This window comes from Mycobacterium asiaticum (genome assembly GCF_001673635.1).
GTDB lineage: Bacteria > Actinomycetota > Actinomycetes > Mycobacteriales > Mycobacteriaceae > Mycobacterium > Mycobacterium asiaticum_C.
The window spans coordinates 1-21,616 of the sequence record NZ_LZMH01000025.1 but is presented as its reverse complement, the minus strand read 5'-3'; the positions used below and the strand labels follow the sequence as shown (position 1 = coordinate 21,616).

Genomic DNA, 21,616 nt, shown 5'->3' with positions numbered 1-21,616 from the left:
ACGCTGCGACTTGAGTGCCCCGATCGGCGCACGTCAAACGCGCGAGCGCAACCTAAACGGCCTCGCCGGTCGGTGAAACGATCTGACGGACAGGGCCTTTGATGCGATCGGCGATAAAGCGTCCGGCCAGCGTGGTCACCGCATCGGTCGCCCGCGCGGCGAAGCCAGACCTGCCATCGCAATTCAGTGCCGCGAGCGCGTGCCGCGCGACCTCGGCGGGAAGGTTGCACCGGCTTCCGCCCCCGCCCCGCGGCAACGACGTAATGACCTTCACACCGGAGTCGCGAACATCCTGCTGCAACATGTTGCCGAACGCCTGCAGGAAGGCCGAACTCGCCGAGTAAACCGCGGTCCCCAGCCCGGGACCGCCGTCATCCGGCGCCGCGGTCAGCAGGACGCCGCCACGGCCGTACGTTGCCATGCGCTCAGCTTGCAATCGCGCTAGCGACATCGTGCCGCGCACGCTGCTGTCCACCAGATCCAACGCACCGTCCAGGCTGTCGTCCGGGCACATTGCATCGTTCACCGAGACCGTCAGTGCCGCCACGGTCACCTGGCGGCCATCGGACACCACCCGACGATGCAGCCACTGCGCGTTGTCCGCGCAGCACAACGAGACTTGCTGGGCCTGCACATCGGTGCCAAAAACCGTGAGCGCTGCTGCTGCAGTGTGGATTTCGTCATACCCGTCGGCAATGATCAAGTCGTAACCACGTCTGGCGAACTGTTTCGCTAAAGCAAATCCCACGCCGCAACTGGCACCGGTGATCAAAGCCAACTCGCCTGTCATACATATGTTCCTTTTCACTTGGCCCGCAGACGCGCGCTACCCGATGCCCCGCACCGCCAAACAATCTCTTCGCTCAACGGCTATTGCAAGCAACGGCTGCAGATCGAGCCGACTGACCGTTTTATCCCTCATCAACCGGGAACACGTTCAACGCGATGCGCTGCGGCCGGCTCGGCCGCAGCGTGGAAGTGATGAGAAACGGATGGGAAAAGCGATGAGCGACAGCAATAGTGGACCCGAAGCAGGTGCGAAGGGCGTCGCCGAGGGTGTGAAGGGCAAGGCCAAGGAGGCGTTCGGCACCGTCACCGGCAGCGACGACATGAAGAACGAGGGCCGGGCGCAACAGGACAAGGCGGACGCCCAGCGTGATGTCGCCAAGAAGGAGGCGGAAGCCGAATCCGCTCGTGGCGGCGCGGAGGCGGCCGAAGAACGGCAAAAAGAAAACCAGTAGATGATCCCCGTTCCTGCGCCGCGGTCCCAGCCATTCGGTTGGGACCGCGGTTTTTGCTTGACTCAGCGCGCCGCAGCGCACCAGACCTCGCGATAGCGCTAAAAACCGAAATTTCTCGGACTTTGGCGGTGCGGTTGCTTGCGCTTGAAGAGGGTATGCGAAGTGGTGATGCAGGCGACGAACGGGCAGAGTGACCTCGGCGGTGTAGTGGCGATCGGCGCTTCCGCGGGGGGAGTTGAGGCGCTGTCGAATCTGGTTCCGGGCCTTTCCGCGGACTCGCCCTACGCCTACCTCGTTGCGTTGCATATGCCTCCCAGCGCTCCCAGCGTGCTGGCGCGAATCATCGATCGCAAGGGTGCGCTACCCGCAAGGACCGCCGAGCACGGAACGAAACTGGAACCCGGGCACATCTACGTGGCCCGACCTGACCACCACCTGTTGGTTGCCGACCACCAGGTGGTGCTCTCCCAAGGACCCACCGAGAACGGCCACCGCCCGGCAATCAACGCGTTATTCCGGTCGGTCGCAGTCGCTTTCGGCCCGCGCGCCATCGGGGTGTTGTTGTCCGGCGTGCTGGACGACGGGGTATTGGGGTTAGAGGCGATCCGCTCGCGCGGCGGCATCACCATCGGCCAGACGCTCGACGACGCGCTGTTCTCCACAATGCCGGCCAGTGCCGAAGCCGCCGGGGTACTGGATCGACAGGCCCGGGCGGCAGACATCGGCGCCGTGCTCAAGGAGCTGGCCGAACGTGATATCAAGGAACCGCAAATGGAACCGGACGACTCCCTGGAGTTTGAAAACCGCATCGCCATGACGGCACGCTTCGCCACCGTCGACAGCCAGGAGTTAGGTCCCGCATCCGGATACACCTGCCCGGACTGCAACGGCTCGCTGGCGAAGGTCGGCGAGGACAACTACCGGTGCCGGGTCGGACACGCCTGGTCCCCGGATTCGCTACTCGCCGCGCGCGACGACGAAATCGAGAACGCACTCTGGATCGCGCTGCGCAGCCTGCAGGAGAAAGCCAAACTCGCCAGGCAACTGGCCGATAAGGCCGGACACGGTCTGCTCTTCCAGCGCTACACCGCATCGGCCGAGGAGACCGAACGCGCGCTGGCGGTGCTCAGCGAGCGGCTTTCGGCCGCCGGTCCGCGTGCCGGAGACGTCGGTGAGTAAACCCAGCGCAGCCCTCATCGGCGTGGACCGACAGCGCGACGTCGCCATCGTCGTCACCGACGGGGTGTTGAACAGCCTCACGTATCGGAGTGTTCGGGACACCGTGATCAAAGCCGCCCTGGACGAACCCCGGGCGGTGATCGTCGATGTCAACCGGTTGTCGGTTCCGTCTCCCTCGGCCTGGTCGGTGTTCACCAGCGCACGCTGGCATGTCAGCACCTGGCCGAATGTGCCGATCCTGTTGGCATGCAGCGATATTGAGCGAAGACGTGCAATCGCCGCGAGCGCAGTGACGAGGTATGTGCCTGTGCACACGTCGATGGAAGCCGCGCTGGATGCCGTCGACGACCTGGCCTCGCACGGGCGGCGCCGAGCACGTGCTGCGCTGCCGCGCTCGCGCGCGAGCATGTGGCTTGCCCGTTCCATGATCCACGAATGGCTCACCACCTGGTCAGTGAACCAGTTGATTCCGGTCGCTGGAACGGTAGCCACTGTGTTTGTCGAGAACGTGCTCGAACACACCGAAAGCGCCCCGGTGCTGGTCGTGGAGAACTGCAAAGACACGCTCACCGTCGCCATGAAGGATTGCAGCCATCAACCCGTGAACCGCCGCGAGTATGCCGCCGGCGGCATCGACGCCGTATCGGGCCTGGCGATCGTCGGAGCCTTGTGCCGAGCGTGGGGTAGCACGCCGACATCCTCCGGGAAAACCGTGTGGGCGGTGATCGGCTCCGAGAACAGGCTCTGACTCCGCGAGTAGTGTCAAGTGCTACGACGGCGTTAGGCGGACGGCACCCAATGAGCGGCACCACGGACGAGTCCTTCGAAGCTCTGTTGCGGTACCTGCGGGATTCCCGCGGCTTTGATTTCACCGGTTACAAGCGAACGTCGTTGATGCGCCGCGTCCGCCGTCGGATGGATCAGGCCAAATATCCCAGTTTCGAAGAGTACCTGGACGTTCTACAGGCCAGCTCGGACGAGTTCGCGGCACTCTTCAACACCATCTTGATCAATGTCACCGCTTTCTTTCGCGACCCCGAGGCGTGGGATTTCCTCAACGAAGCCGTCGTCCCGCGGCTGTTGGCCGAGCGTGGGCCCAACGATCCGATTCGGGTATGGAGCGCCGGCTGCGCCTCCGGACAGGAGGCGTACACCCTGGCCATCCTGTTGACCGAGGCGATGGGACCCGACTCGTTCCGTCAGCGCGTGAAGATCTACGCGACTGACATCGACGAGGAGGCGCTGGCCGAGGCGCGCGCCGCTTCGTTCGATGCCCGGGCCGCCGAATCGGTACCGCAGGAACTGCTCGGTCGTTATTTCGAGCAAGTCAACGGGCGCTACCTGTTTCGTAAGGACCTGCGCCGGGCGGTCATCTTCGGCCGCAATGATCTGGTCAAGGACGCTCCGATTTCTCGCGTCGACCTACTGGTCTGCCGCAACACGCTGATGTACCTCAATGCGGAAACGCAGCGGAATGTGTTGAGCCGGCTGCATTTTGCGCTTGCACCGCAAGGGACATTGTTCCTTGGGCATGCCGAGATGCTGTTGAGCCACAGCGACCGGTTCACTCCCCTGAGCCTGCCGAATCGGATATTCCGGAAGGCCGCCGGTTCACACCTGGGTGTCGACCGCTATGACCCGGGAGCATCCTTCTACGAGCGGCAGGGCGAGCTGGCCGGCCTCACCACCGTGCGCGACCTGGCGTTTCGCGCCAGCCCGGTGGCGCAGATCGTGGTGACCGGGGACGACACCGTCGCGATGATCAATCAGCAGGCGGAGACCATCTTCGGTCTCTCCGCCCGCGACATCGGCCGGCTGCTGCGTGACCTGGAGGTATCCTACCGCCCCGTCGAACTGCGCGCCTACCTGGAACAGGCGAAGGTGGAGCGGCGCTCGGCCCGCATCCAGGACGTGCGGTGGCAACGTCCCGGCGTCGACACGGTGTGGTTCGAGATCCACGTCAACCCTCTGGTCGATGCGGAAAACGGCCTGCTCGGCGTATCGATCGTATTCTTCGACGTCAGCGCCACGCGTGCGCTACTCGACAAAGTCGTCCAGACCAATCGGCAGCTCGAGACCGCGTACGAGGAACTGCAATCCACCAACGAAGAACTCGAGACCACCAACGAGGAGCTGCAATCCACGGTGGAGGAACTCGAGACCACCAACGAGGAGTTGCAGTCCACCAACGAAGAGCTCGAGACGATGAACGAGGAGCTGCAGTCCACCAACGAAGAGCTCCACACAATCAACCAGACGCTGCGCGAGCGCAGCCTCGAGCTCGACAGCGCCAAAGATTTCCTGAGCTCGCTGACCAATTCGGTGCAACTGGGCATGGTCGTGGTCGACCGGGAGATGCGGGTGGTGGTGTGGAACCGCGCCTGTGAAGAGTTATGGGGGCTGCGGACCGACGAGACGACCGGCGCGCCGTTGACTTCGCTGGACATCGGCCTGCCGGTCGACGGCGTGCGGCCCCTGATCGGACACGCCTTCGTCGACACCGACGGTGCCGGCGAGGCGGTCGTCGATGCGATCAACCGGCGCGGACGCCCGACCCGGGTACGCGTCACCTGTGCTTCACTTCGCACCACGGTCGGCAGCATCGGTGGTGCGCTGCTGCTCATGGAGGTAGTCGGTTAACGCCTCAGGCCCGAACGCCACCGTTGGCTGCGAACCCCACCGGGTGCCGACTATCCGTTAAGCGAACCTCTCGGCCGGCACCGTTTCCCCCGAAGCGGCCCGGGTAACTCCACCCATGTTATCGAGCGGGTTAGGAGGAACCGCGGGAGTGAAGATTGCGATTGTCTGCGGAGACGACGTATTTGCCGAGTACGACGAGCTTGCGGGGGACCACGTCGGGGAATGGCACCTACAGTTCTGCGCTGCACTCGCCGAGCACGGACATGCGGTCACCGCCTATCCGCGGCGCCGGCTCGGGAACGCGGCCGACATCGCTGATCGCGCCTTCCGGACCCAGGCAATCAATGCCGGACCGACGGCCACGCTCCGACCGCAGGACGTACTACCGTTCGTCGGAGAGTGGGCGGGCGAATTGCACCGACTCTGGGCAGCCGATCCGCCGGACGTCGTGCATGCGTTCGGCTGGATCGGTGGACTGGCGGCGCAGCTGGCCGCGCGGCGGCTGTCACTACCCACCGTGCAGAGCTGTCACGGGCTGGCTCCGGCGGACCTGGCCGACGACCCGGAACGTAGCCGTGTCGAGCCGCTGTTGATCCGCGGCGCTACGTGGATGACGGGCGGCAGCAGCGAGGAACTCGACGTGCTGACCAGGCTCCGGCGCCACCGATCCCGCTTGGCGGTCCTGTCGACCGGTGTCGACATCGAACGCTTTGCCTCAACCGGACCGAAGTCGTCCGGGAGCGGCATGCACCGCATCCTGCAGGTTGAAGCAAGTTCGTTGCCGTGCAACGGTTTCGACAGAACTATCCAACTTCTGCCGAAAATTCCCGACGCGGAGCTGATACTCGTGCGGACCGGCGCCGCGCCCGGAGACCGTCTCGAAGTCGAGCGGCTGGCCGCCCGAGTGGGTGTGAGCGATCGAGTTCATTTCGAAGACAAGGTGATTCCGGCAGAACTGCCCTCGTTGATGAGGTCGGCCGATGTGGTGGCTTGCACTGCTCGCGAGGTGCCGCAGGCCGCCACGGCGTTGCAAGCCATGGCCAGCGGCGTGGTCGTCGTCGGGGTGGCGGTCGGTGCGCTGGTCGACACCGTGATCAACGGTGTGACCGGGCTGCTGGTATCACCGACGAAGCCATTTGAGTTGCTGTCAGCGCTGAAAAGCCTACAGGCAGAGCACTTCACAAGGCAGAGCATGGGTTCGGCCGGACGGTCGCGTGCGTTGTCACGATTCAGCTGGGACCGAATTGCCCTGGACGCACTCAACATTTATCAGCAGGCCAGTTCGCCGGAACTGCCGCATCGACGACGTACCGCACGCCATCGACAGAGTCACATCAACGTTTAGGTGGACCCGTGTCTACAGCCATCAGTCAAAACGGCCACCGGGTCACCGATAGCCCGTCCGAGACGCGTCACGCCGGCGCGTTGCAGCACGACCACTTCCACACGACCGATGCTGAAGCGGCCATGCGCTTCTTCGAACGTGCCTACAAGCCGGGCTGGCGGGTCAGCGGTCTACCGACGGGTTCGGCTCTTACTCATCGGCGCTTTGAGGCGGAGTCGATCACGCTCGACGAGTTGGAACTGAAGGGCCGGGCCGGCTACGAGATCCGCACCGACGAATCGCTGCTGGTGATCCAACCGCGATCGGGCAAGCTGACCATTGCCGGTGAGCAGGCCACCAGTGTGAGCACTGCGGTTGTCGCCGCGGCGGGCATGCCGTGCGTGCTGTGGGCCGACAACGCGCGCTTCCACGTGGCGAGTCTGGATTTCCGACTGCTGAGCAAGGTCGCCGCCGACCGAAACGGTCCGCTACCCCAACAGGTGCAGTTCACGGACTGGCGGCCGCGATCCGAGCATGCGGCACGCAGCTGGCTCCGCGCGCTGGACTACGTGGCCGCCACCTTCGAATGCGCCGACACCGCCCAACGGCCACTGATCGTTTCCGCGGCGGGCCACCTGCTGGCTGCGGCAACGCTGGAATGCTTTCCGTCCAATGTCAACGCCGAACAGGCGCTGCTGAGCAGCTCGGCGGTCCCGCCGGTGCTCAAGAGCGCGGTGTCGTTCATCCATCGCCATGCCGGACACGGCATCGGGATCAACGACGTTGCGACTGCGGTACGGCTGACCCCCCGGGCGGTGCAGTACCTGTTCCGCCAGCACCTGGACACCACTCCGACCGAGTTCCTCCGTCGAGTGCGCCTACACCACGCCCACCAGGATCTGATCTCCAGCGACCGGACCACCAACACGGTCAGCGAGGTCGCCCAACGCTGGGGCTTCGCCCATACCGGCCGGTTCGCGGCGCTGTACCGCCGCACCTACGGCCAGAGCCCGCACACCACGCTCCAGCAGTAGGTGGTCACTCGCCGCGAGCGCCGATATCGGCGACGAGGCTTTCGGCGATGTCCCGCAGCTTGATGTTGGACTCTTGCGATTCCTTGACCAGCAGGTCGAATGCCGAGTCGGCGTCGACTCCATATCGGAGCATCAACACGCCCATGGCTTGATTGATCACCGCGCGGCGCGAATCGACAGCAAGCAATGCGTCGCTGAGGTGCCGTTGCAGGTCGGCGTCGAACTGATCGGTGATGTCGACGTAGAACCCGCCGATGCCCAGTAGCCTGCCGTCGGACCCGGTGATGCGGTCCCCAACCACGACGACGACGTGCACGTTTCCGCTGGTGTCAACGATCCGGTGCCGGCTGCTGAATGGGGCGCTGTGCCTTCGCACCTGGTCGATCAGCTCGGCAACCGTCGGCTTGTCGTCGGGATGCTTGTGCTCAAGAAGCAGCTGGGTGGTCGGTTTGATAGTGCCGGGTTCGTAACCGTGCATCCGAGCGACCTCGTCCGACCACTCCCAGCGGTCCTCCCGGGCCAGGTAACGGAATTTCCCCACCGGCGGCCACCGGCGGACCTTCTTCCGCCGAGAATCTGCACACACCAGCCCAATGTAATGCCGATCTGCCGGACTGAAGCGCTCCCCGGCACTATCAGGCCGTCTTGGCCAGCTCCGTCGAGCCCGGCCCACCGTCGCTCTTGGCGACCCGACGAATGAGCGAGCGCGTCGCCTTTTCCAATATCAGCTGCGCTTGCGGTCGCGGGCTGCGTTCGGCCCGCCGCGTTGCCGAAGCGATCGTCAGTCCCTGGCGATAACCGGTGACCACCCGCGGATCGACATAGGAACCGCGCGCCACCGCGGGGGTATTACCCAACTCTTCGGCGACTTCGCGCATCACCGCGGCCTCCACGCGCTTGGCGACCCGCTGCGATACCGCCGGGTCGGCATCGGCGAACGCCACCGCGGCCAGCACGGTGCCATGCCAGGTCCTTAGGTCTTTAAGACTGTATTCGTCGCCGACCAGTTCCTTGAATCGCGCGCGAAGGTCGTCCGCATGCACCTCCGCCCAGCCGGATGTATTGCGGCACACCAATAATCTCTCGATCGGCTCGGTTCTGCGCAGCAGCGCACGCACCGCGCGCACCACCTCGGGATCCTCGACCTCATAGGTGCGCCGCACCCCGCTCTTGGCCGGGTAGTCGAACGCCACGGCGTCACGGCGCACCGTTACGTGCTCGCACAGCAGGGTGGCCAAACCGTAGGACTCGTTCTCCTCGGCGTACTGCTCGCCGCCGGCGCGAAAGTAGCCGAGGTCGACGAGATGCAGCCCCAGCGCCAGCACCCGATCCCGCTTCAGTCCCCGTCCGGCCAGGTCACGCGCGATCCGCTCGCGATATGCCGGCAACTCCTTGGACAGCTCGAGCACCCGATCGAACTTCTCCTCGGCCCGCTCCTGCTGCCAATTCACGTGGTAGAGGTACTGGCGGCGACCCGCGGCGTCGGTGCCCACCGCCTGAATGTGGCCGTTGGGATACGGCGAGATCCACACCTTCTTCCACGCCGGTGGAATCACCAGGTCCTTGATCCGCTGCAATGTCGCCGCATCGGTCACGAGTTCGCCGTCGGGACCGTAGTAGGCGAAGCCTTTACCCCGGCGCTTGCGGGTGAGTCCCGGCTTGTCCAATACGCTGCGCCGCAGCCGCATCTCACTCCTAGACGTGTCCCCCGACTCGAGTTCGGCTGGAAGCTGAATTACCCGTGCCGCGAGCCGCTACACCTGCCGGCTGCGAAGCAGCAGTGGCACCAACAGCCAAGAGACGGCAAACAGCGCAAGCGCGCACGCACCCGCGATGACGCCTGCGGCAACGCCGGCCACCGCGTCGAAAATGATCACCGTCACCCCGGTCAACGCCAGCCCCAGCAGCAGCAAGCCGCCATACGCGCATCGGTGCGCCGCAGCGACCAGCACCGAAAGCCGATGCCGCCGGAACAGCAACCGGTGCATGCCCACCGGCGCGATGAGAAACACGGTGGCGGCCACCGAACAACCGACCGTCACCAGATAGACCACCCGGATCGGCTGGCTCATGACGTCGAAGCGGGTTTGAAAGGGCAGCGTCAGCAGAAAGCCCGTCAGCAACTGCACACCGGTCTGCACCACCCGCAGTTCCTGCAGCAGGCTGGCCCAGTTTCGGTCCAGCCGTTCTATTTCAGTCTCGCCGCGCTCGCGGCGATTCCACTGCTGATCCCGTTCGGGATGGTCGACCTCCACGACGTGATCATCCCCCTAATGCCAAACGACCCGCCACCTCGCTGTGACGGGTCGTTTGCCGATCATGAAGGGAATCAGCCGGCCATGAACTCGTGGTAGGCCGATGCCAGGTTCGGCGGAAGCACCGAGACGTTGCACTGCCGCTCGGTGTCGCCGATCGGCGCCAGGATCCCGCGCAGGTCGTAGTACTCGTTGGGATGCGCGGTGAAGTAGCTGCGAATGTTGGCAGCGGCCTCTCCGCGGGGCTGCCCGTAAGCTGCCGAGACGACCTCATTTGCGCCCGGGTGCCCGGACAGGTACTGCTGCGCGTCGCCGGTCACCGAGGAAACGGTGGCCCGGACGCCCTCCGGACTGCAGTCGGGCGCGGCCGCGGCCGACGGCGCACCGGCAATACCCAGAGCGATTCCCCCGAGCAGACAACCGGCGCTGACGCCGGCAACTCGCCGACGCGCGACGTTACTGCTGAATTTCATAATGAATGTTCCTCCGAATGAGTGAACCGATCGATGAGGTCCCGAAACCCCGAATTCCAAAGTAGCGGAAGCAAAAAGGTGCGTTCATTGCTGTTCGCGCACAACGAACATGCGGATCCGGCGCATGGGAGATAAATGTGTGACGCGAGCAACTCCCGTTGCGTATTTAGCTAAGCAAACGACCAAGCAAGCCAACGATCAATGAGATTTCTCAGAAAACTGCGCAACTTCTTAACGAATCGTGATCTGGATTCGTGATGCAACCGTTATCTCAGCTCGGGCCATCACAGCGGGCCACTTCGTTTATTGGATACCATTGCGCCGCAATGGATCCCGGCGCTAACGGTTGAGCTTGCCGTCCCGCACACCGGTCAGTGCGTCGTCCAGCGTCGGGTAGAGCGGAAACGTCTTGTCCAGCCCGGTCAGGTGAATCGGCCGCCGGGTGGCCGGCCCGCGAGCCACCACACCGAACTCCGCGGAATCGCCCAACTTCTCATAGGTCGCAGCCAGAATTTTGAGGCCCACCGAGCCGAGAAACTCCACCCCGGACAGATCGATAATCAGCGCCTGCGGGTTATCTGTGATGACACCACCAATGGCCTCCTCGAGTGCCGGCGCGGTGACCAAGTCGATTTCGCCGCCGATGCTGAGCACAACGACGCCGTCGTGGTCGGAGACCGTGGCGGTGATCGAATCGGGAGCTGACAACGGCGATCCTTTGTCCGGGCCTTCGGTGTGCTGCAAGCCTAACCCGCCGTGCAGACCGCGAGAAGAAGAAGACCTCAACACGCCCGACGGCATCGCCCAAGCTACTCTCCCCATAGCACCTGCGCCCTGCGGATGCGCGAGTCGGTGGGAGGGCATCTATGTCTGATTCGGCGGCAGATTCCAGCGGCACCGGCACCGGCGTCTCCAGTGAAGGTTTGTTGCCGCAGCTGGTTCAGCACCTGCGGCGGAACAGGACCGCCCTGCGCGAGGAGTGGGCACGCCGGATCACCGAAGCGGAGTTGCTCACCGCGATGACGCCCGAGGAGATCTTCTCCGAGGCAACGGCGGTCTACGACAACTACGTCGAGGTGCTGGAGACCGGTAGCGTCGAAGCCCTGCAGGACTACGCACGCGACCTCTCCGAGCGCATCATCCCCCGAGGGGTGGAGACCGACGAGGTGCTGGGCATCGTGTTGCTGCTGCGCGACGTGCTCGCGCGCTCGTTGTTCGAGAAGTACCAAGCCGAGTTCGACATGCTCAACCGGGTGCTGGACGCCTACGAGCCGGCCGCCAACCGCATCGCCAATACCGTGGGCGTCAGCTTCGTGCAGGAACGCGAACGCATCATCCGTCAGCAGCAGGAAGCGATCCGCGAGCTGTCGACGCCGGTGCTGCAGGTACGCGAGCAACTCCTGATTCTGCCGATCATCGGCGTGCTGGACAGCCAGCGTGCCCGGCAGGTCACCGAGCAACTGCTGCGGGCGATCCGGGCAAACCGAGCAAAGGTCGTCGTCATCGACATCACTGGTGTGCCGACCATCGACTCCACCGTGGCCAACCACCTGGTGCAGACGGTCGACGCGTCGGGACTGATGGGTGCAAGCGTGATCATCACCGGCCTGTCCTCCGAGATCGCGCTCACGCTGGTCACCATCGGGCTGGACCTGTCGAAGATGAACGCCGTCGGCGACCTGCAGGGCGGTATTGAAGAAGCCGAACGTCTGCTGGGTTACGAAGTCACCCGCACCGGCGAGTAAGCCGGCTCCGCATGCCAGTACCGATCTTGAAGCAGGGCGCGATACTGATCGCGACCGTGCAGGCCGCCTTGACCGACTCCGACACCGAGCGGCTGCGCGAAGACCTAATGGAGCGGGTCAGCCGGTTCCGCGCGCAGGGCATCGTCGTCGACGTCACCGCTATCGATGTCATGGATTCCTTCGCGGCCCGGTCCCTGCGGACGATCGCGCACATGACCCGGCTGCGGGGGGCCACCACGGTGATCGTTGGCCTGCAGCCGGAAGTGGCCTTCGCGATGGTGCAACTGGGGCTGGCTTTCGACGACATGAGCACCGCGCTGGACCTGGAAGAGGGCATTGCCCTGCTCAACAAGCAGCTTGGACTGGCCAGATGGACGATCGGGCGCGACGGTGGCGGGTGAGACGGTGGTCGCCATCAACACCTCCGACGACATCGTCGCCGCCCGTAAGGCCGGCCACCAGCTCGCCCTGGACCTCGGGTTCTCCCTGACCGACGTCACCATGATCGCGACGGCGATCTCCGAGATCGCCCGCAACATCACCAGCTATGCCGGCCGAGGCGAGGTCCGGGTCGGCGTCGCCGACCGCGAAGGCCGTACGGCGCTGGTGGTCCGCGCTGAGGACGACGGCCCCGGCATCGCCGATATCGACCGCGCGATGGAAGACGGCTACACCACCGGACGCGGTCTGGGCATGGGGTTACCCGGTGCCCGCCGACTGATGGATCGACTGATCGTGGAGTCGGCGCTCGGCCGCGGCACCGTCGTCGAGATGTGGAAATGGGTTCCCGCCCGTGCCTGACCGTTGGCGATCGGGGGGGCGGTTCGGGCCGATCGAATGGGCGACGGCGAGCCGGTCACGCCCGGGCGAGTCGGAGTGCGGCGACCAGACGCTCGCGCTCGACGTCGACGGGCACGTCGCACTGTTCGGCCTGCTGGACGGTCTGGGCCACGGTCCGGCCGCCGCGGACGCAGCGCTCGCGGCGGTCGATGCGTTGACGGCAGCGCGAACGGAGCGCCTCGAGGTGCTCATCGCGCTCTGCCACCGCGTGCTGGCCGGCACCAGGGGCGCGGCGATGACCCTGGCGCAGATCGATACGCAGACCCACAAGCTGAGCTGGACCGGAATCGGCAATGTTACCGCCCATCTGGTCGCCAAGAGCATCAGCGGTGTGCAGGTCCGATCCAGTGCGCGGCTGGTCGGCGGGATCGTCGGTTTCCGCATCCCGGAAACCCGTCCGGCGCAAGTGGTTCCGATGCGTACCGGGGATCTGCTGGTGATGGTCAGCGACGGCATAGCCCCGGATTACTTGGACAACATCGATTTCGCGGCCTCGGCCGCCGACATCGCCGAGCAGATCCTGACCAAGCACGGCAAGGAAACCGACGACGCGACGGTGCTCGCGGCCCGTCACCGGGGCATTTCGTCATGACTTATACCGCCGACTTCCACAACCAGTACGTCGCCGCCCTGCACAGTTACGTGCGCACTCGCGATGAGGACAGCTTGGCTGTCGGATACGACCTCGGCAGGCGTGCCCTGCAGGAACAGGTCAGCATGCTCGACATCATCGAGAACCACTTCCGGCAGGTCGACGAGCTGTCCAAAAAGTCAGGCGTCGACGCCGCCACCGCGCTGCAGTTCCTGCTGCAGACGCTGGCCGCGCTCGACGTTGCGACCCGCGGATTTCTCGACGGCACAAAGCGATACGCGGAGCAACGGGCCCGTGCCGAAGACCTGGCCGATCGCGAGCAGTTCCGGGCCGCGTTGGTGAATTCCCTGCAGGAAGGCTTCTTCGTCGCGGACAAAGACGGCGCGATAGTGGAGATGAACAACGCGTTCGCCGAGATCCTCGGCTACCCGCCGGAAGGCATGCCGTACCGATGGCCGCAACCCTGGCTGATCGACAAGCGAATCGCGGCCGAGCACCAGGAACGGGTCCGTGCGGAGGGCAGTGCCCAGTACGAGATTCCCGTGCGGCACCAGGATGGTCACCTGGCCTGGGCAGCGGTGAGCATCAACGCGGTTCGGGGACCCGCTGGTGAGCATGACGTCTATGTGGGAACCGTCCGCGACGTCACCGCCGAACGTGCCTTCGCCGCGCGGGAAAGCGCCGTGATGCGGTTGGCCACCTCGGTCAGTGTGGCCAAGAGCGTGGCCGAGGTGCTGGCGATCACCCTGGAGGAATGCCGGACAGCGCTTGACGTGAGCCGTGTCGTCGCGGTGATGTGGCCGCCCGCTGACGGGGAGCCGACAGTCGTGGTAGCCGGTGACCCGCCCGAAACCAGCTGGCGCACAATGGATCCCCAGCTACGTCAGACGTTCCAGGATGCTCGTCACCAGTTACCATTGACCGCCAAGACGGTAAGCAGACCAGAGGCGGACGGCAGGACGCACGGATTGGTCGTGATGCTGTCCGGCGCCGCGGACGTGGCGTTATGGCTGGAACTACGAGTCCCACGGTGGGTTTCGGCCGAAGACCGGTTGCTGATCACGGTCCTCATCGGTCACCTCAGTCTGTCCATTCAGCATGTCCGCCAATTCGAAAGCGCCCGCGTCACATCGCTCACCCTGCAGCGCGCGATGCTGCCGCCGCTGAAGCCACCGCCCGGTTTCGCCGTTCGCTACGAACCGGCGGTGCCGCCGCTGGAAATTGGTGGTGACTGGTATGACGTCCTCCCGATCGACGACGACCGCATCGGGATCGTCGTAGGAGATTGCGTCGGGCGCGGACTGCCCGCCGCGGCGATCATGGGTCAGCTGCGCAGTTCGGCACGAGCACTGTTGCTCACCGGCGCGAAGCCGGCGATATTGCTCGAGCAACTCGACGCGGCGGCCTCACTTATCCCCGATGCCTACTGCACCACAGTGTTTTTGGCGATTCTGGACACGGCCACCAGCGTGCTCGAGTACAGCAACGCCGGGCACATGCCGGCCGTGCTCGCCCAACCCGGCTCGGGTGAAACGATGATGCTTACCGATGCGAGTTCGGTGCCACTAGCGGTGCGTCGCAACGAGACTCGTCCACAAGCTGCCAAAGTACTGCTCCCCGGCGCGACGCTAATGCTGTTCACCGACGGCTTGGTCGAGCGCAAGTACGAATCGATCGACGAGGGACTCGCGCGCGTCGCCGCGGTGCTGGCCGGCTCCGCTGATTTGCCGGTCGACGCTGTCGCCGACACGGTGCTGGAGCAATTGGCTCCGGCGGCGGGGTACGACGACGACGTCGCGATGGTGGTGTACCGCCATGCGCTGGCGCCGCTGCACATCCAGACCCACGCCGTGCCAGAAGAATTGGCCCCCATCCGGCGGCGACTGACTTCGTGGCTCCGAGCGGCCGGTGTCTCGGATGAGCAAGCCGGTGACGTCGTGCTGGTGCTCAGCGAAGCCTGTACCAACTGTGTCGAACACGCCTATGCGGGCCGAGATGCCGCAGACATGTCGCTCGAGGCAGAGCTGGCGGGCGACGAGATACACGCCCGGATAGCGGATTCCGGCCGTTGGCAGCCACCGGCGGAGAATCCGGGCAACAGCGGCCGGGGATTGCTGTTGATGCGGGCGATGAGCGCGTCGATGCAGGTCACCGAGGGGCCCGACGGCACAGTCATCGACCTGGTCTTTCGGGTCGGCCGGCCAAGTCCCGATGAGCAGGGTCACTGAACGGCGCCGTTTGTATGTGTGCCATGCGGGTAAACAATCGTGTGACCTACGCGTCGATCATCGCTGAGCCCGCCCTGCCTGCGGCCCACGGTCCGTTGTCGACCGCGGTGCGCCGCACCCTGAGCGCGCCCGCTTCCCGCGAGCTGTCCGGGCGCATCAGCGCCTCGGTCCGTGACGCGGACCCGTATGGCTTGGATCTTCAGCTGGCCCTATACATGTGCTACGAGCTGCATTACCGGGGCTTCGCCTCGGTAGACCCCGAATGGGAATGGAATCCCTCGTTGCTGGCCCTGCGGTCGGAACTGGAGCGAGTTTTCCTGGCCGGTGTGCGCCGCGACGTCGGCCCGATCGATGCCGACCACACCGCCGCGGCCGAAATGGACGCCATCACAATCGAACCGGCCGACGGGACGGGGCCGTCGTACTATCTGCGGGACACCGGGACGTGGGAGCAGATGCGCGAGTACTTCGTGCACCGGTCGCTCTATCACCTCAAAGAGGCGGACCCGCATGCGTTCGCCATTCCCCGGCTGAGCGGCACCGCCAAGGCCGCGTTCGTCGCGGTCGAATTCGACGAGTACGGCGCGGGCAGCGGCACGCGGATGCATCAACAACTCTTTGCTGACCTGCTCGAAGCAGCCGACCTCGACTCGACCTACCTCGCTTATCTGGACGCAGTGCCCGCCGAATCATTGGCCGTGGTGAATCTCATGTCGCTGTTCGGGTTGCACCGGCGCTGGCGCGGCGCGGCCGTCGGGCACTTCGCGTCGACGGAGATCACCTCGCCGCCCGGCTCCCGCCGCATGGTTCAGGCCCTGCAGCGCCTGCAGGCGGCGCCGGCCTGCGTCGAGTTCTACCGCGAGCACGTCGAAGCCGACGCGGTCCACGAACACGTGGTGCGACAGTCGGTGGTCGGCGACTTGGTGGCGCGTGAACCGAACCTCGACGCCGACGTGGTGTTCGGGATCCGCGCGCACGCCGCCGTGGAGAATCGTCTGGCGGATGTGGTGATGGCCGCGTGGCAGCGGGGTGAGTCCTCGCTGCGCCGGCCGCTCAGCTGAGCTTGGCTTTGACTTTGGTGCTCCGGCATCGCCGGTGGCTGGTGTCGCACAGCGGGTAGTCCTGGCTGCGCCGGCACGTGCAGATGGCGACCATGAACCGGTCCGATTCGATCACGGCGCCGTCGGGCATCTCGATGGAGACCGGGCCGGACACCAACACCGGCCCGTTGGGCACCACCTGAACGCGCGTCGTGCTCACGACTTGTCTGCCCGGATCACCACAAGTTCCTCTTCTCGGCACCCTGGCGCGATTTGGCCGGTCTCCTCCAGCCAGTCGGCCCGTGCCGTCAACACCGGTCCGAACGGAATGAACTTTCTGGCAACAACATACGCATCCAGCCCCGCTGCGCGCAATGCGTCCAGTGTCTGCCGGGTGCCGGCGAGACCCGAGTGCACCAGTAGCAACGAACCGCGATCCGACAACAGCTTTGACGCTGATGCGCACAGCGGATCAAGCACCAGGCGTCCGTCGAGGCCGGCGTTCCACGCCCATGACGGACCGGCGGTGGACGGAATCACGTCTGTGTCGTCGACGGCAGGGGTGGGAACGTATGGCGGGTTTGACACCACCACATCGAAGGGACCGTAGTCCAAGGCGTTGGCCCAAGAGCCCTGCCGCACATCGACTTCAACGCCCGCGTTGGCCGCGTTGCCGCGCGTGTACTGAACGGCATGCGGACAAATATCGAAGGCAGTCACGCTGGCGCAACCCATTTCGGCGGCATTGATGGCGATGAACCCGGTGCCGGTACATAGGTCGAGCACTCGGCGCCCTGGAATCAGACCGGTCCGCCGCATGGTGTCGACAAGCAGGAAAGAATCGGATTGCGGCTGGTACACCCTTTCGGCGACCAGAGAATCACCCGGTGCTGGGTATGTGGTCGTCACGGCAAGCCTTTCTCGACCTTTGGAGCTCGGCCGTGACGGTCACGGCTCGGCGTGTTAATGCCCGCAAACAACTGGGTTAAAACCGAATCACCCGGCATGTTCGGGCTTTTAGGCCGAGCCGGCCGGTGTCTGGGCCAATTGCTTGAGGAGCGTCGAGCAGAACGCGGACAGGTCTTTGGGTGAGCGGCTGGTGATTATGTTCCCGTCGACCACGACCTCTTCGTCGACCACACGAGCGCCCGCATTGCGCAAGTCGGTACGGATACTCGGGTAGGAGGTCATCTTTCGCCCCGCCACCACGCCGGCTTCCACCAATGTCCACGGGCCGTGACATATTGCGGCAACCGGCTTTCCGGAATCGACGAATTCACGCACGAATGAAACGGCCGTGTCATCCAGTCGGAGTTTGTCCGGATTGACCGTCCCGCCGGGCAATACCAGCCCGTCGTAGTCGGTCACCGACGCGTCCGATACCGGTCGGTCGACTGTGAACTGGCCGGCGGGCTCCAAATCGTGGTTGCGCGCTTCGATTTCCCCGTCCTTCAGCGACAGCAGCTCTACCCGCGCGCCAGCGTCCTGCAGCGCGTCGCGGGGCTGCTCGAGTTCGACTTTTTCCACGCCGTCGGCAGCCAAGATCGCAATCTTCCTGCCCTCCAACTCGTTTGACATCAGTCCAGCTCCTTTACGGATTGAGGACAACCTTGGTGCAGCTGTCCTGCTTGTGTTTGAAGATCTCGTAGCCATGGGGCGCCTGATCGAGATTCAGGTGGTGGGTGATGATCATCGTCGGGTCGATCTCGCCCTTGCGGATTCGCTCGAGCAATGGACGCATGTAGCGCTGCACGTGGCACTGGCCGGTCTTGATGGTCAACGATCGGTTCATCACCGCACCGATCGGGAACTTGTCCATCATGCCGCCGTAGACGCCGACGATCGAGATGGTGCCACCATTGCGGCAACTCATGGCAGCTTCCCGAAGTGCATGCGGGCGTTCGGTTTCCAGACGCATCGCCTGCTTGACCCGATCGTAGGCATCCACCACGGTGGTGCTGTTGCGAGCCTCCATGCCGACCGCGTCTATGCAATGGTCGGGACCGCGGCCGGCAGTCATGTCCTGCAACTCGCCCAGCACCGACGTTTCCTCGAAGTTCAGTGGCGTGGCGCCGAGGCGCTGGGCCAATTCGAGGCGATACGGCACGCGGTCGATGGCGATGACTTGGGAAGCGCCCAGCAAGATGGCACTGATCATCGCGAACAGACCGACCGGCCCGGCACCCCACACCGCTACGACATCACCGTGCTTGATGTCGCACATCTCGGCACCCATGTAACCGGTCGGCAAAATGTCGGACAGGAACAGCACCTGGTCGTCGGTGAGATCGTCCTCGACCTTGAGTGGCCCGATGTCGGCGAACGGCACCCGAGCATATTCGGCTTGGCCACCGGCGAATCCGCCCAACATGTGCGAGTAGCCGAACAGACCGGCGGGTGAGTGGCCCATCAGCTTCTCGGCGATTCCCGCGTTGGGGTTGGAATTCTCGCACAGCGAATACAGGTCGCGGTCGCACGCCGAGCACGCTCCACAGGCGATCGGAAATGGCACCACGACACGGTCGCCGACAGCTAGGTTGTCAACGCCTTTGCCGACTTCCACTACCTCGCCCATGAATTCGTGGCCCAGCACGTCACCGTGCTTGACGGTGGGAATGTAACCGTCGTAGAGGTGCAGATCGGATCCGCAGATTGCGGTCGAGGTGACCCGCACGATCGCGTCACGGTCGTTCAGGATCTTGGGATCCGGAACCGTTTGCACCTCAACGCTATTGCGCCCCGCCCAAACTGTGGCTCTCATGCTATGCCCCCTTGCTTACCGGCTGGGCGGCCTGTTGATGCATCTGACGGAAGGAGACCGGTCCTTCCGGCGATCCGTCGGAGCGCAGTACCTGCCCGGTCTCTAAGATCTGCTTAGATCGGCGGAGATCGTCGTTGACTTGCTGATCGGGCGATTCGCCGAACAGGGTCGCCACTGCCTTTCCGATGGCGCCGCCGGGCATTTCATAGGCGATGGTGACCCGAACTTCGGTGCCCTTACCGGAGTTGTCGGGGTTGAATTCCACACAACCGCTGTTCGAGATGCCGGAACCCGGCACCGATTGCCAGGCGATGCGTTTGCCCGGCTGGTCTTCGACGATCTCGGCATCCCACTGCACGGGCTGTCCGATTGGGGCGTTGGCGACCCAGTGTGACCGGCCGTTCTCGTCCGAGGTGACCGTTTTGAGGTGATACATGAATTCCGGCAGGTTTTCCAGATTGCGCCAGAAGCCGTAAACGTACTCCGGCGAGCGCTGTACGGTAACCGCCGCGCGCACGGTCTGATGCTTGTGTTCTCCGCCGTGACGTGCGTGTTCGGTGCGGGTGGTACGCAGCGCGGCATACAGATCGGCCGCACCGATCACCGAAAGGGCCGCGGCGGAGGCGATGCCGCGCCGTCGCCGGCCCGGACCCCGGCGGGCCACGCCCGCTGCCAGGACCGCGATGTCCAGCACATCGCCGGCCACTCGCGTCCACACCAGCTTCTCCGGTCCCAGCAAAAGCGCTGCGGCATGGCCGCATTCGCGCAATCCCAGGGCGCGGATGGCGGTCCGTGACCGCCGCGTCTCGTCCACGCCGGCGAGTGCCGCCACTCCCCCGGGCGCCAGCACTTCGGACAGGCCGAGGCCCAGACTGGCCACGCCGAGCCCCTTGACCAAGGTCGTGGTGGTACTTGCTGCGGAATCATTCATCGCCAAACTCCTCGCACTGCCAGACGGCAGATTCCTGCGGTCGATGCTTACCGACCCATACCCGCGCGACAGTCACCCAAACTCGTCGACCGTCAATTCGCTGCGGCGCGCAACGCCTCCAGCAGGGGTTCTGCGGCTTCCTTCAAGAACTGTTCCTGGGACTGGCCGCCGATCTGAATCAGCGCGATATCACTGAACCCGGCTTCCCAGAACGGCCGCACCGCCTCCACGATCGCGTCCAGGTCCGGCCCACACGGGATGCTGTCCGCGACGTCTTCGGGCCGCACGAATTGGGTGGCCCCGGCGAAGCCGGCCGGGGTCGGCAGGTCCGCATTGACCGTCCAGCCGCCGGCGAACCAGCGGAATTGGTCGTGCGCGCGTGCGATCGCGGCGTCCCGGTCGGGGTCCCAGCAGATCGGGATCTGTCCGATCACCCGGCCGGCGCCGGGCCAGCCGCCGACCTGGCGGGCGGCGTGCCACGCGTCGACCAGTTCCTTATCGGGTTCGACGGCGACGAGATGGTCGGCGAGTTTGCCGAGCTTCTCGACGCCCTTGTCACCCGACATGGCCACCGCGATGCCGGGGGGTATCTCGGGCGCGTCCCAGAGGCGCGCGGAGTCCACCTGGAAGTATTCGCCGCTCCAGTTCACCAGTTCACCGCCGAACAGGTCGCGGATGATTTTGATCGCCTCGCGCAGCATGTCCTGGCGGCGTTCGATGGTGGGCCAGCCCTTGCCGACGACATGCTCGTTCAGGTTTTCGCCGCTGCCCACGCCCAGCGTGAACCGGCCGCCGGAAAGGATCTGCACGGTAGCGGCCTGCTGCGCCACGATCGCGGGGTGATAGCGCATCGTGGGACAGGTGACGTAGGAGTAGAGGTCGACCCGTTCGGTAGCGTGCGCGACCGCGCCCAAAACCGCCCAGGCATTGGGGGCGTGTCCTTGCGACGCCAGCCACGGTGAGAAGTGGTCGCTACAGACCTCGAAATCGAATCCCCGCTGCTCGGCCGAAACGGCATCGCGCACAAGCTCTTTGGGGCCCGTCTGTTCAGTCATCAGGGTATAGCCAAACCTCGCCATACCGGACGGGTACCCGGACGCTCGGATGGCAAACGGCACCGGGTGGCACCACCGCTAGAAGGGTGGTGGGTCGTGGTCGGGGTTGGGTGGTGCTTTGCCCTCGGGGTGGTTGTAGCGGGCTTGGCGGGTGGTTTGGCGGGTGTGGTGGTTGTGGTTGCGTTCGGTGGCGATGCGGTAGGCGCGGTCTTGGGCGCGGGTGCGGGCGCGTTTGGGCATCATGGCGGTGCGCGGGGCGCAGTAGTCCTGCGGGGGGC

At 64.9% G+C, this 21,616-nt stretch carries 24 protein-coding genes and 1 pseudogene; 12 read left to right on the top strand and 13 right to left on the bottom strand.

Features of this window, described 5'->3' with window-relative positions; genetic code table 11:
• Positions 1-52: 52 nt before the first annotated feature.
• Positions 53-778: an SDR family NAD(P)-dependent oxidoreductase gene (locus A5645_RS06565; protein WP_172830480.1), complete on the bottom strand. Its 726-nt coding sequence runs from the start codon at positions 776-778 to the stop codon at positions 53-55.
• A gap of 226 nt (positions 779-1,004) precedes the next feature.
• On the opposite strand from A5645_RS06565, the gene mbp1 reads away from it, so the two are divergent.
• From mbp1 to A5645_RS06535, 6 genes are all read left to right on the top strand, one after another.
• Complete coding sequence (gene mbp1, locus A5645_RS06560) at positions 1,005-1,241, top strand: microaggregate-binding protein 1 (protein WP_065128972.1); 237 nt, start codon at positions 1,005-1,007, stop codon at positions 1,239-1,241.
• A gap of 168 nt (positions 1,242-1,409) precedes the next feature.
• Positions 1,410-2,420 (top strand): chemotaxis protein CheB, encoded by a 1,011-nt coding sequence (locus A5645_RS06555; RefSeq protein WP_436405475.1) that lies wholly within the window; start codon positions 1,410-1,412, stop codon positions 2,418-2,420.
• Entirely contained in the window at positions 2,398-3,168 is a 771-nt protein-coding gene (locus A5645_RS06550; RefSeq protein WP_253866864.1) for an ATP-binding protein, read from the top strand. The genes A5645_RS06555 and A5645_RS06550 overlap by 23 nt, the downstream gene beginning before the upstream one ends.
• Positions 3,169-3,218: 50 nt before the next feature.
• Positions 3,219-5,060, top strand: a complete 1,842-nt coding sequence (locus A5645_RS06545) for a CheR family methyltransferase (protein WP_065128970.1) — start codon at positions 3,219-3,221, stop codon at positions 5,058-5,060.
• Positions 5,061-5,208: 148 nt separating this feature from the next.
• Entirely contained in the window at positions 5,209-6,405 is a 1,197-nt protein-coding gene (locus A5645_RS06540) for a glycosyltransferase (protein WP_065128969.1), read from the top strand.
• An 8-nt stretch (positions 6,406-6,413) separates the two neighbouring features.
• On the top strand, positions 6,414-7,418 hold the full coding sequence (locus tag A5645_RS06535; RefSeq protein ID WP_253866863.1) for a helix-turn-helix transcriptional regulator: 1,005 nt from the start codon (positions 6,414-6,416) through the stop codon (positions 7,416-7,418).
• Between the two features lie 4 nt (positions 7,419-7,422).
• Here the strand turns inward: A5645_RS06535 and A5645_RS06530 are convergent, their stop codons facing one another.
• The 5 genes from A5645_RS06530 to A5645_RS06510 form a co-directional block, all read right to left on the bottom strand.
• Positions 7,423-8,004 carry a PAS and ANTAR domain-containing protein gene (locus A5645_RS06530; protein WP_253866862.1) on the bottom strand — a complete coding sequence of 194 codons (582 nt, stop codon included), beginning with the start codon at positions 8,002-8,004 and terminating at the stop codon, positions 7,423-7,425.
• Between the two features lie 49 nt (positions 8,005-8,053).
• Positions 8,054-9,106, bottom strand: a complete 1,053-nt coding sequence (locus A5645_RS06525) for a DNA topoisomerase IB (protein WP_065128967.1) — start codon at positions 9,104-9,106, stop codon at positions 8,054-8,056.
• 66 nt (positions 9,107-9,172) lie between these two features.
• A complete protein-coding gene (locus tag A5645_RS06520; protein ID WP_065034106.1) occupies positions 9,173-9,673 on the bottom strand; it encodes a DUF6328 family protein in 501 nt (166 codons plus the stop codon).
• 74 nt (positions 9,674-9,747) lie between these two features.
• A complete protein-coding gene (locus A5645_RS06515; protein WP_065034105.1) occupies positions 9,748-10,146 on the bottom strand; it encodes a heme-binding protein in 399 nt (132 codons plus the stop codon).
• A gap of 339 nt (positions 10,147-10,485) precedes the next feature.
• Positions 10,486-10,854: an STAS domain-containing protein gene (locus A5645_RS06510; protein ID WP_065034134.1), complete on the bottom strand. Its 369-nt coding sequence runs from the start codon at positions 10,852-10,854 to the stop codon at positions 10,486-10,488.
• 158 nt (positions 10,855-11,012) lie between these two features.
• On the opposite strand from A5645_RS06510, the gene A5645_RS06505 reads away from it, so the two are divergent.
• Genes A5645_RS06505 through A5645_RS06480 form a run of 6 tightly spaced genes read left to right on the top strand, consistent with a single transcriptional unit; the run spans position 11,013 to position 16,612 of the window.
• A complete protein-coding gene (locus tag A5645_RS06505) occupies positions 11,013-11,891 on the top strand; it encodes an STAS domain-containing protein (protein ID WP_036362836.1) in 879 nt (292 codons plus the stop codon).
• Between the two features lie 11 nt (positions 11,892-11,902).
• Positions 11,903-12,292 carry an STAS domain-containing protein gene (locus tag A5645_RS06500; protein ID WP_065034104.1) on the top strand — a complete coding sequence of 130 codons (390 nt, stop codon included), beginning with the start codon at positions 11,903-11,905 and terminating at the stop codon, positions 12,290-12,292.
• Positions 12,282-12,692, top strand: a complete 411-nt coding sequence (locus tag A5645_RS06495; RefSeq protein WP_036362830.1) for an anti-sigma regulatory factor — start codon at positions 12,282-12,284, stop codon at positions 12,690-12,692. Before A5645_RS06500 ends, A5645_RS06495 begins: the two co-directional genes overlap by 11 nt.
• Before the next feature lie 31 nt (positions 12,693-12,723).
• Positions 12,724-13,323, top strand: coding sequence for a SpoIIE family protein phosphatase (locus A5645_RS06490; RefSeq protein WP_065034133.1), 600 nt, complete (start codon positions 12,724-12,726; stop codon positions 13,321-13,323).
• Positions 13,320-15,551, top strand: coding sequence for a SpoIIE family protein phosphatase (locus A5645_RS06485; RefSeq protein ID WP_065128966.1), 2,232 nt, complete (start codon positions 13,320-13,322; stop codon positions 15,549-15,551). The genes A5645_RS06490 and A5645_RS06485 overlap by 4 nt, the downstream gene beginning before the upstream one ends.
• A 23-nt stretch (positions 15,552-15,574) precedes the next feature.
• Entirely contained in the window at positions 15,575-16,612 is a 1,038-nt protein-coding gene (locus A5645_RS06480; RefSeq protein WP_414467370.1) for an iron-containing redox enzyme family protein, read from the top strand.
• Here A5645_RS06480 and A5645_RS06475 read toward each other — a convergent pair.
• The 7 genes and pseudogenes from A5645_RS06475 to A5645_RS28070 all read right to left on the bottom strand — a co-directional run.
• Positions 16,605-16,811, bottom strand: a complete 207-nt coding sequence (locus A5645_RS06475; protein ID WP_065034101.1) for a CDGSH iron-sulfur domain-containing protein — start codon at positions 16,809-16,811, stop codon at positions 16,605-16,607. The genes A5645_RS06480 and A5645_RS06475 overlap by 8 nt on opposite strands.
• The gene (locus A5645_RS06470; protein WP_065128965.1) at positions 16,808-17,500 is read right to left on the bottom strand and encodes a HemK2/MTQ2 family protein methyltransferase; all 693 of its coding nucleotides are present in this window, start codon (positions 17,498-17,500) and stop codon (positions 16,808-16,810) included. Before A5645_RS06470 ends, A5645_RS06475 begins: the two co-directional genes overlap by 4 nt.
• A gap of 108 nt (positions 17,501-17,608) precedes the next feature.
• Positions 17,609-18,169, bottom strand: coding sequence for a type 1 glutamine amidotransferase domain-containing protein (locus A5645_RS06465; protein ID WP_065128964.1), 561 nt, complete (start codon positions 18,167-18,169; stop codon positions 17,609-17,611).
• A 13-nt stretch (positions 18,170-18,182) separates the two neighbouring features.
• Positions 18,183-19,352 carry a zinc-dependent alcohol dehydrogenase gene (locus tag A5645_RS06460; RefSeq protein WP_065034098.1) on the bottom strand — a complete coding sequence of 390 codons (1,170 nt, stop codon included), beginning with the start codon at positions 19,350-19,352 and terminating at the stop codon, positions 18,183-18,185.
• A gap of 1 nt (position 19,353) precedes the next feature.
• Positions 19,354-20,283 carry an SRPBCC family protein gene (locus A5645_RS06455; RefSeq protein ID WP_065128963.1) on the bottom strand — a complete coding sequence of 310 codons (930 nt, stop codon included), beginning with the start codon at positions 20,281-20,283 and terminating at the stop codon, positions 19,354-19,356.
• 92 nt (positions 20,284-20,375) lie between these two features.
• Positions 20,376-21,362 carry an LLM class F420-dependent oxidoreductase gene (locus A5645_RS06450; protein WP_065128962.1) on the bottom strand — a complete coding sequence of 329 codons (987 nt, stop codon included), beginning with the start codon at positions 21,360-21,362 and terminating at the stop codon, positions 20,376-20,378.
• 54 nt (positions 21,363-21,416) lie between these two features.
• A pseudogene (locus tag A5645_RS28070) lies at positions 21,417-21,616 on the bottom strand (hypothetical protein); the annotation flags it as partial.